This is a genomic window from Dolichospermum sp. LEGE 00246 (genome assembly GCF_015207865.1).
GTDB lineage: Bacteria > Cyanobacteriota > Cyanobacteriia > Cyanobacteriales > Nostocaceae > Dolichospermum > Dolichospermum heterosporum.
Window position 1 is genome coordinate 1 of sequence record NZ_JADEWA010000145.1, and the last position, 11,259, is coordinate 11,259.

General features: G+C 38.6%; 7 protein-coding genes. 2 read left to right on the forward strand and 5 right to left on the reverse strand.

Going from position 1 to position 11,259, the window contains the following annotated elements; all coding sequences use genetic code 11:
- Window positions 1–357: 357 nt before the first annotated feature.
- The 3 genes from rnhA to IQ228_RS11775 form a co-directional block, all read right to left on the reverse strand.
- Entirely contained in the window at window positions 358–1,275 is a 918-nt protein-coding gene (gene rnhA, locus IQ228_RS11765; RefSeq protein ID WP_193962920.1) for a ribonuclease HI, read from the reverse strand.
- Between the two features lie 87 nt (window positions 1,276–1,362).
- The gene (locus tag IQ228_RS11770; protein ID WP_193962921.1) at window positions 1,363–1,797 is read right to left on the reverse strand and encodes a GNAT family N-acetyltransferase; all 435 of its coding nucleotides are present in this window, start codon (window positions 1,795–1,797) and stop codon (window positions 1,363–1,365) included.
- A gap of 541 nt (window positions 1,798–2,338) precedes the next feature.
- Complete coding sequence (locus IQ228_RS11775; RefSeq protein WP_193962922.1) at window positions 2,339–5,719, reverse strand: FkbM family methyltransferase; 3,381 nt, start codon at window positions 5,717–5,719, stop codon at window positions 2,339–2,341.
- Between IQ228_RS11775 and IQ228_RS11780 the strand changes: the two genes are divergently transcribed.
- Window positions 5,711–7,459, forward strand: coding sequence for a hypothetical protein (locus tag IQ228_RS11780; protein ID WP_193962923.1), 1,749 nt, complete (start codon window positions 5,711–5,713; stop codon window positions 7,457–7,459). The two genes, IQ228_RS11775 and IQ228_RS11780, sit on opposite strands and share 9 nt — an antisense overlap.
- A gap of 220 nt (window positions 7,460–7,679) precedes the next feature.
- Here the strand turns inward: IQ228_RS11780 and IQ228_RS11785 are convergent, their stop codons facing one another.
- Together IQ228_RS11785 and ilvC are read right to left on the reverse strand one after the other, a co-directional pair.
- Entirely contained in the window at window positions 7,680–8,246 is a 567-nt protein-coding gene (locus IQ228_RS11785) for a hypothetical protein (RefSeq protein ID WP_193962924.1), read from the reverse strand.
- A 79-nt stretch (window positions 8,247–8,325) separates the two neighbouring features.
- The gene (gene ilvC, locus IQ228_RS11790) at window positions 8,326–9,321 is read right to left on the reverse strand and encodes a ketol-acid reductoisomerase (protein WP_193962925.1); all 996 of its coding nucleotides are present in this window, start codon (window positions 9,319–9,321) and stop codon (window positions 8,326–8,328) included.
- 263 nt (window positions 9,322–9,584) lie between these two features.
- Between ilvC and IQ228_RS11795 the strand changes: the two genes are divergently transcribed.
- The gene (locus IQ228_RS11795; RefSeq protein ID WP_027403437.1) at window positions 9,585–10,943 is read left to right on the forward strand and encodes an NAD(P)/FAD-dependent oxidoreductase; all 1,359 of its coding nucleotides are present in this window, start codon (window positions 9,585–9,587) and stop codon (window positions 10,941–10,943) included.
- Window positions 10,944–11,259: the final 316 nt, after the last annotated feature.

Genomic DNA, 11,259 nt, shown 5'->3' on the forward strand with positions numbered 1-11,259 from the left:
CTCCCTAACCCTCCCCTTATAAAGGGGAGGGAACTAATTTTTCCTTAATCCCCCCTTTATAAGGGGGGATTAAGGGGGGTAATTTAACTTGTGTGTAAACTTAATTACAAATCACAAGAGAGAACGAAAGGCACAGAAGCCACTTGGCTTCAGACAGTGGAGGAAGTGCCAATGGCGTATCCCTTCGGAAGCCGGAGGCTCTATTTAGGGTTTGCTGTGATATGGTAAAATTAATTGGCAAGAGGCAATCATGTAAGAGTGAAGAGGGTTTGGGAGATTTTACTTTTCTTTACACAGATTGGTTTTATTGTGTTCACCTACTTAGGAGGATAATTGACTATCCTTTTTAAGCAAGTATTAAAGAATCTGCGTGTCTTTAGACCGCAGAGTATCAACACGTTCCAGTTCCCAAAGGATTTGATTACCTTCACGTCTGACCCGTGAAACTATCCAATTTCGCCAACGCCATTCATCACCTCTGCTGGTAACGGCGCTAGAGTGAACACCCATTAAGTCTGCTAATTCTGAACTGGTAATTAGGTAGCCTTTTTCGGCAATTTCGTCTGCAATACGCAAGGTTTCCACCAAATTGCGAAGTTGTAAAACCCTGATTTCAGTGGGTTGTTCGTTGGTTGTAGTCGCAGTTGGTGTTGTAGATAGTTCCATAGTGCTGGTATCTGATGCAGACAGACTGCTTTCTAGTGTATTTTTATTAGTTATTGTAGAGTTTATCGGATCATTAGGTACTTTTACTACGCTTATTTCCCCAATTTCAGGTAAAGTTTCGTGAAGAAAGTCGGCTAATGACTGTTTGAGGTGGGGGATTTTGTGATTTGCGAAAGAACGGGCAATTACATCACAGCGTTCATTGCCAACATTACCAGAATGTCCCCGGACGTGCTGCCATTGTACCCTTTGGCTATTGAGTTGATCAAGAATTTCTAGGAGGTCTTGGTTTTGGACGGGATTTCCATCCGACTTTTTCCAGCCGTTCTTTTTCCAGCTTTTTACCCATTTTGTCACACAATCAATCACATATTTACTATCTGTGTACAGGGTAATGGGTTGAGTTTGTCCAGATGATTGGAAAAATTCCAAGGCGGCGATCGCAGCTTGCATTTCCATTTTATTATTAGTGGTGTGCTGGGATGAATCGCCCATTTCGTGAACTGAACCATCATTAAAATAAACAACTGTACCCCAACCACCAGGTCCAGGATTGCCTGTGCAAGCACCATCTGTGTATATACTTTGAATTAGACGTTGAGTAGACATAGTGCAAGTATCAAACTGTAAATATTATCAAGAAAGTAATTACTGACGAATTTTAGTCAATAGTCTTCAGACTATCATAGTTAATAATCATGGTTCTATTCCTCCCATAACTGAATCATGTCGGTGCATTATTTTCAGTCCATTTACATCATATATAAAGCCCCACCGTTCATAAAAAGGAATCATTTCTGGTAAACAGAAAAGAGCAAGATTTTCTACTGCTTTTAATTGGGGATGATTAATGACTTCATCTAATAATTTATCACCAAATCCCATGTTTCTATAACTAGGTTTAACAATCACATCATAAAGAACTCCGCGATAAACAAAATCAGTCAAAACACGACAGAAAGCAATTAGTTCTTTTTCCTCATTTATTAAAGCGATAATAACATCAGATGCAGCCAACATTTTGCTAACACCTTGATATGTTCGGTTTTTACTCCAAAATTCATGTTTGTATAATTCCACAAGTTCAAAAATTTGAGTTTCATTTAATTGGTTAACAACTTGGTAATTCATTTTTTAAACTTTATTGTGCATAGTTTTGATCTAATGTGGATTTTATCTCTTGTAGGGTGCGTCAGACCCAATGATTTGGTAAAAAACAGATTTCCCCTATCTGACGCACCTTACTAAATATGTAATGTGGATTTTATGTTATGAGGTACAAGAACCCCACCCCCAACCCCCTCCCCGCAAGCGATGAGGGGGCTATGATATACTCAATATATAATAATTTTTAACCCCTCTGGTAAACCTCTCCCCGCACCTCTCCCTAACCCTCTCCTAAGAGGAGAGGGAAAAGGAATAATATTTAATACTGGAGAGGCTTTGAACTTGTTCTTTGTATGATAAAAAAGTCCAGCTTCTAGCCGTTTTGAGTATAATGAGAAGTTAAAATGCCCCTCTCCGTGTCGGAGAGGGGTTGGGGTGAGGTTCAATGACTCCTACGTCGTCACGCTACGCTATCGAATTCACGTTAAAAATACGTAGGGTGTGTTAGCGACAGCGTAACGCACCAAATCCTTGATAATGGTGCATTACTAATTTCATCCTATCGTTATCCGTCAAGTCGTTTACTGGCAAGAAGTAATCGGCCTTCTGATTGATGACTGTGGAAGGGTTTATGAATAATCTGATTGAGTAAATATACTGATTGTTTAGCTGAGAAGTAAGATGAGAAAACGCGTCTATTCTCGCAGGTTTCAACAACACTTACTAAGAACCAGTCTTGCAGATTATTGTTAAATATCTGATGATCATATTGCTGACTCACAGGCAGAAAAGGCTCATCTACCCTAATTAATCTGCCAGAATTGATATTGGTAATTAATTTTTCCAGTATTTCCACACTAACTTGTCTTTTCCCTAACTCTGCCGCTACTCTAGCCAAACTACAATATCTAGTTAACGAAGGTTGAGCCTTAACAGCTTGCTGAATACATTCAAAGGAATGTTCTAAGGAGGCAAACTTTTCTCCTGGGGAAAGGCTGACTGTTTTTGAGAGAAAGAAGTAATTTAGCCCTTCTAAATAAACTTGATTATCAGCATTGGCAACCGTTGCGTATTCTTGCCACTGATTTAGGAAAGGAGTTGCATAACTATAAGCTGCTATTGCTTCTAACCAGTAGGATGGTTGTGGAAGTAGAGGCTTTTCTTTAACTTGTGTTACTAGTAAACCACGTTCAGCTAATTGTTGCGATCGCTCTGGCTTACAAGCAAACAAGTTTAATTGATAGCCATCTACTGGCTGATTTACATCAAAAGGAAATAAACAACCTAGATCAGAAACTAAGTAGTAAGTCTCATAGCCGAGATTTTGAAATAGCTTAATTAGTCGCATATTAATATGTTTGCCATGCTTGAGTTCAAACATAATTAATGGCGATTGCTCAAAGAAGAATCTTTTACCACCTGCGAGAATCTTGGCTTCTTCTCCTTCTGCGTCTAACTTAATAAAGTCAATCTTCTGCCAGTTACGCAGGGCTAATTCTTCATCCAAGTTTAGCAGTTTAATAATTTCTTGTTGTTGAGATAAATTATCAGGCTGTAGAGAATTTAGTTCACTATTTGTTGATAGAAATAAAGTTGCTTCACCCTCACAATCTGATAAGCCGGCATTAACTATCTCTACATTCGTGAAACCATTAGCTTCTACACCTTTTCGCAATAAAGAAACAACTGAACTAGCAGGTTCATAAGCCGTAATTTTACCTTCTCCTTGGAGTAACTTAGCCATAGTTAAGGTATAGACTCCATGATTAGCACCAATATCTAGGATTTCCATCCCTGGTGTAATCAGTTTGCGAATAAACTCCATTTCTGACTCAAACCAATCACCCTGTTCTAGCAAAACATAAGTTGTCAAGCTGTTGATATCATTCTTAACACATACTTTAATCCCACCCTCAATCTCCACTAGGCATTCATGAGGATCAGCATCAGTGAATTTAAAATATTTACGCTCTTCAGAATTGTTAGCATTTTCCTGAAAAATGGGAATAACTTTATTAGCAGGTTGAGAACGATACTGTTGTAAAAAACCTTTGAAAGTTTCTCGTATTTCACTATTTTCAGGTGCTAATAACAACGCACAGCGATAATATTTTTCAGCCTCTGCAATTAATTCCTGTTCTTCTAACAATTTACCTAAAGCTTGATAAGTAGCAGCAGAACCGCGATTAATGGCAAGAGATTGCAAATAAGATGGAATCGCATTTTCTACATCATCTAAGGCTTGATAAGCTAGACCTAAATGATAATATCCCTGGGCATCATCAGGATGATTTTCGATATGTTGCTGATAGTAATTAATAGCATCAGCGGGTTCTAATTCCACCGGAACAGAAGCATGATTAGGGAGATTTGCGCTGTTAGATCCTGTGTTTTTTTCAATATAAATCTGCCACATTTGGCGATAAGCTGCTTCTAAAGTGCTGGCGATGTTTTTCACATCCAACAAAGGAGAGTGCAGCATTCGTTCGCGCATATTTAAGCGCAAAGATTGGAGATAATCTGGATTTTGGGCTAATGCGATCGCTCTTTGAACATACTCTGTGGCACTATGGACAATACAATCATCCAAACCAACACTGTGGAGAATACTGGCACTCATGCGCTCCATTTTCCGCGTCCCTGCTAGGGTTAATGTTGGTACTCCCATCCACAGGGCTTCACAAGTTGTAGTACATCCCGTATAGGGAATACTATCCAAATGCAAATCAACCTGATTATAAAGATTCAGATGGTCTTCATCAGTAGCAAACGCACCATATAAGAAGATGCGTTTAGGATCAATACCCTGTTCCACAAAGGGGGTTTGGATTCTCTCGGTAATTAAGGGACTGAATACATCAGAACTAGCGCATTTTAATACCAAGCGAGAATTAGGAACTGCTTTGAGGATTTCAATCCACAGCGCAAAAGTTTCTGGTGTAAGTTTGCGTAAATTATTGAAAGATGAAAAAGTGAAAATTCCCGTTTTTTTGCTAGGAAGTTCAGTAATTTCCGGGGCATTGTTCAGCGGTTCATAACCTACATAGCAACGGGGTAAACGCCATATAGTTTCGCTGGTTTTTTCCTCTGTATCATGGGGGTGAAGAAACTGATCAGTAATCCAATAGTCAATTGTCGGTAAACCTGTGGTAGCAAAATAGCCTAAATATGTAGTTTGAATCGGCGCTGGTTTCATCCCCAAGACCATCATCCGGTTATTTGCCGTATGCCCTGCCAAATCAACGATAATATCTATGCGGTCTGCTTGAATTAATTCAGCCACTTGTAAATCTGAAAGACCCACAGTAGAACGCCAAGCATCGCAGATATCTATAATTTCCTCTGTAATTGCATCCGGTTCTTTGACTTCCCCATAACAGAAAACCTCAACCTGGGTGCGGTCATGGTGTTGAAAAAGGGGTTTAATAAATGAACTTACCGAATGTCTGCGAAAATCAGGGGAAATATAGCCAATGCGTAAACGACGGTGTGGAGTTTTATCCTGAGAGTGGGTGGTGAGGGTTGGTAGCCATTGACTAACTACTTGTTGTTGATACCACAGTTGAGCAGAATCTAATATTTCTTGAGGTGTAAAACTGACAAGAGAAGATAAATTAAACAGAAAACAAGAATGTAGTTTAGGATTATTAGGATTAATTTTCAGGGCTTCATTTAACAGACTAATACACTCTGATAATTTTCCTTGTTCACCGGCAATAAATCCCAAAAGTTCATAAGTTTCGCTATGGTTAGGATTTAATTGCAATATTTTTTGGAAGCATTCTTGGGCTAAATCTGCTTGTCCATTTTTATAGTAAACATAACCTAAATTCTTTAAGGAATCAATGTAATTTGCATTAATCTTTAAAGACCGACGATAGGAAGTGATTGCTTCTGGATAGCGATTTTGATTTTGTAAAACACAACCTAAATTATAGTGAGCCAAAACAAAATCTGGATCAAAACTTTACAAGTTAATCAAATAAATAATAATGATCTTTTTGAAGTCCTTAGCAATCCCTTTTTAACGAAAGAACAAAGAGATTTTCATTATCTTAATTCCTTAAGTTGGTCTAACCTTGGACAACAAAGTCCTGAAGTTACCACTTCTTCGATATTAGCTCCTCAAAATCAAGCTTGGTATAGATATACTTTGAGTTGGTCACATAACCGCACATTACTACAACTACAATATGACCCAGAAAAAATTAGGTTAAATTATTTGAATGTTTTTGCTAATCCTGGCTTATCTGTAACTACAGCCCAATGGCAAGATACTGATTTGAATCAGACTACAAACGCTAGTCTAGGATTAATATTGGGTGGTGCTTTTAGTATTATTAATCCGGGTAATTTGAATGCAAGTATTAATGAAGCAAAAGAACAGTTTAATACCGTAAAAACTTTAGCGACGTTGAAGACAAAAGCCACATCTCAACAACGCAGACAAATGAATGAAAGGTTAAATAATACCCTAAGTTATGGTAATACTAATAGTAGCCTTGCCCAAGTTTCTGGAAGTTATACTTTTTCAGGAAATATCACTTCAGATAGTTCCTTATTATTACAACTAAGAACAGGTATTTATCAAAGAAGTGTCCAATTTATTGAGCAAATAATACAACCTTGGACTGATGAAACTCCTGTTGTCATAGATTCGGTTTCTCTTGGTGACTTGGGTCCAATGTTTTCTAATATTCCCAAAACTAATGCTAATGCGCCTCAAACGATTACATATACCTTTTTGCAGGCAAAAACTTCAGATGGACAAATTTTATTTGATAAATCTTTTGTCTTTGATAATAATTTCGATAGTTTGTTTACAGCAGCTTCTATGATTGGGGGAGGAAAAATTTTTGATATAAACTTTAGCAGACTTCAACTGAGTACGTCTCAAAAAAGAGAAATTGAAACATCTTCCTATACCGGAAATCTTTATTTACCAGCAGTGGAATTTGTCATGTCTGGAAGTATTGATAATTTGAGTTATTCCCTATCTACAGGTATGTGGTTTAATCTTTTTCCTGATTCTGTACCAATGATTGATAATAATTTGGGTAAATTAAATCCTAATGCTACCGGAGAAAGTTCGCTGGGAGGAATGTTAAAGTTTGCGACTAAAGCAGATTTTCGGAATACTTTTTATGATAAAAATAAACAATGGAGTACGATTATAGTTAATTCACCTTTTTTCTCACTAACTTATAATAATAATCCTAATCGTTTAAATTTATCAAGTCTTTCTATTGGTAATGTATTTCAGTTTGTGAAACCAGATTTTAATATAACTCTTTATCCCGTATTAAATTGTTCCCCCCAAATCCTCAATCCTGATGTTCAATCTACTAGTTTAGGTGATATTAGCACTTTTTTACTCATGAACTTTTCCCATAGAAGTGGTTTTAACTTCAATACTTCTTTCTCTTTTGGTAATCAAGAACCTTCATATCAAATTGAATCTACCTATGATGTTTTCAAAGATAAAGAATTAGGGACTGTCACAATTGGTCCATACTATTCAACTTATTCTACAGCTACCAAAGGATTTGAAGGTCAGTTAAAAGATCCTAACTATGGGATGATATTTCGTTATGCAAGTGCTAATTCTGGTTTAGTGATGAATTCTCGTTTAGGTAAAAGTGAGGATGGTTTTAGAGGGGACATGAATCTAGAACTTAAATTTTAGCTTCCAAATCAGTAGACATCTCCAGCAAAAATTGTAGAGACGTTCCATGGAACGTCTCTACAGGGGTTTCATGCCACGCATACTTAATTTTCGGGCGTTGCTGATTAAGGGTATGAATTTTAGTCTCACGCAAAGGCGCAAAGACGCAAAGGTAAGATTTTTAAAGGTTCAATTTGGGAATTTCATACCTCAATTCAGCAACGCCAATTTTCGGAGATGTCTAATCTAAAACTGGTACAGGAAATGAAAGGTTAACACTATTTATTACAGAACCAACGGTAGAAATTGGAGTTGTATCAACATTAAAATTGACATCTCCACTAGAAACAGAATTTTTAGAAGGTAGAACTACATTAATAGTAGATACAGTTCCTGATGTCGTAGTTGCGACCGGAATAGCAATAGATTCACTTCCCGTCCCTGTCACTGTCCTTGTCTGAATTTGAGGTGAATTACTACCCTCTTTGATCCCAGAAACGAAGCTAGAAGTTGTATTAACTGCTGGACTGACGACAAAATTAGCAGGTACTTGAAATACTAGTGGGGTTAATGGAGTTTCAATGGTTGGCTTAGGAACTTTAATGGTTGGCTTAGGAACTGTAGTGGTTGGTAATTTGATGGTGGGAATAATTTGCGCCTGAACAGTTTCAGGTATTAAGGTTGATAGCAGGATGGTTAAGATTAACCCCTGGACTTTAAGACTAGTAATAGATTTGATTTTGAGTGTCATGGCATTTAATTCTTTATTTACAAATATTAGTTTAACTTCTATGCAAATATTTGTCATACTTTGCTAAATATTTTCTGCGTGCAAAATAAAGAATTTGGTAAAAGGTAAACAATTACCAATTACCAATTCCCCCAAATTACGCTTTTTTCAACCAACTAAACATGGCACGTAAATCTTTACCAACTGCTTCAATAGGATGTTCAGCTTCTTGACGACGCATAGCAGTAAAACCAGGTTTACCAGCTTGGTTTTCTAAGACAAATTCCCGCGCAAATTGTCCAGATTGAATTTCACTGAGAATCTTCTTCATTTCCGCTTTAGTTTCGGCGTTGACAACGCGAGGACCGCGAGTATAATCACCATATTCGGCAGTATTAGAAATACTATCGCGCATGGTAGCTAAACCACCTTCTACGACTAAATCAACAATTAATTTGACTTCGTGCAGACATTCAAAATAAGCGAGTTCTGGCTGATATCCTGCTTCAACTAAGGTTTCAAAACCGGCTTTGATTAAAGCACTCAAACCACCACACAATACTGCTTGTTCCCCAAACAAATCGGTTTCGGTTTCTTCACGGAAAGTAGTTTCCAAAATACCGGCGCGTGTACCACCAACACCTTTAGCATAAGCCATAGCGCGATCGCGTGCCTGACCAGTGGCATCTTGATAAACTGCAAATAATGCAGGTACACCTTGTCCTTGTTCGTAGGTACGACGCACTAAATGTCCAGGTCCTTTAGGCGCAACCATGACGACATCAATATCAGCAGGGGGTACAACCTGTGCAAAATGGATATTAAAACCATGTGCAAAAGCTAAAACGTTTCCAGCTTCTAAATTGGGTTCGATTTCGTTTTTGTAAATTGTTTTTTGGACTTCATCAGGTAATAAAATCATGATAAAATCAGCAGCTTTGGCAGCATCAGCCACATTTTTAACTGTCAAACCAGCAGCTTCGGCTTTGGCTGTGGACTTACTGCCGGGATATAATCCGACAATGACATTTACACCGCTATCTTTGAGATTCAGCGCGTGAGCATGACCTTGAGAACCATAACCAATAATAGCAACGGTTTTACCTTTTAAAAGGTCTAAATTAGCATCTTCATCATAATACATACGCGCCATAGAAGCATCTCCTGTTTATAAAGGCTGTCATGAAATTGGCAGACTTATGATTGTATCGCAAATTGGGGAATAGGGAATAGGGGGGAATTTCTTTCTGACTCCTGACTCCTGGGTGGGCGCAGGCCCTGCGCCCCTACCTCCTGACTAATCCACCACTTTTCTTTTTTTTTAAGAAGTTCAAGATAAACAGAAATAATTGTGACAATTTTGATACAAATTTGTTAAGAATAGTTACAGCCCTGTAATGGAAGGAAATATTTTTTATGGTTGATCTAGCTGACAAGAAACCGGTTCATCAAGTCGTGATTATTGGTGGTGGTTTTGGTGGATTGTATGCCGCTAAGTCTATGGCTAAGGCTAATGTGCAAATCACCCTGATTGATAAACGCAATTTTCACCTCTTTCAACCTCTTCTGTACCAAGTAGCCACAGGTGCTTTATCCCCAGCGGATATTTCTTCTCCCTTGCGGGCTGTCCTCAGCAAAAGTAAGAATACAAAAGTGCTGTTGGGTGAGGTGAATGATATTGACGCTAACGCCCAAAAGGTGATGGTGGGTGAGGAAACTGTCCCCTACGATACCTTAATTGTGGCTACAGGGGCGAAGCATTCCTATTTTGGTAAGGATAACTGGGAAGAATTTGCACCGGGTTTAAAGACTGTAGAAGATGCAATTGAGATGCGTCGGCGGATATTCTCTGCCTTTGAAGCGGCTGAAAGCGAAAGTGATCCGGTAAAACGCCAAGCTTTGTTAACTTTTGTGATTGTTGGTGGTGGTCCAACTGGGGTAGAATTGGCGGGGGCGATCGCTGAATTGGCAACTAAAACCCTGACAGAAGATTTCCGCAACATTGACACCTCAGAAACCAGAGTTTTATTGTTAGAAGGTTTAGATCGGATTCTTCCCCCTTTCGCCCCGGAATTATCCCACACAGCGGAAACATCATTAAAGGCTTTGGGCGTAGATGTGCAAACCAAAACTTTGGTAACACATATTGAAAATGATATTGTGACGATTAAGCAAGGTGATGATGTCAAAGAAATTGCAGCAAAAACTGTGTTGTGGGCTGCGGGTGTGAAAGCCTCAGCAATGGGGAAAGTTTTGACAGAGAAGACGGGAGTTGAGAGCGATCGCGCTGGTCGTGTTATGGTTGAACCAGACTTAAGTATTAAAGGCTTTCCCCACATCTTCGTAGTTGGTGACTTAGCAAATTTCGCCCATCAAAATGATAAACCTTTACCGGGAGTTGCACCAGTCGCCATGCAGGAAGGCGAATATGTAGCTAAACTCATTCAAAAACGTTTGAAAGGTGAAACACTACCCCAATTCAAATATGTGGATAGAGGTAGTTTAGCAATGATTGGGCAACACGCCGCAGTTGTTGATTTAGGATTTATCAAACTCAGAGGTTTCTTGGCGTGGTTTGTTTGGTTATTTATTCATATTTACTTCTTGATTGAATTTGATAATAAGTTAGTTGTGATGATTCAATGGTTGTGGAGTTATTTTACCCGCAATCGTGGCGCGAGATTAATTACAGGTAAGGAAACCATTGCCCCTGTACCAATTGTAAATAGTGATAATCACACGCCAGTTATCACAAAAAAGCCGTTAAATGTGTAGTTTTATCAAGTGGGTTCATAACCCACCAGGGGATTGCGGGAAGGCTGGGAGCCGCGTCTCTTTAGAGCGCGGGGGAAAGCCTACCCGTGCGGTTTTAACCGCTGCCAATATTCTCAACCATGATGCGGGTCATTAATATATCTTTCTATTGTGTCGGCGGCAACATTCCCCGCAGTTGAAAAGAAATAGCTTTTTTTCATAGATTTTAGCTATTGACTTCCTTTTAATTGTAGACTAACACAGTTATATCATCAATTACATCAACAAAATAAACCTGTGCAAATACGCTGGAGATTCAAGCTACAACCGAATATTG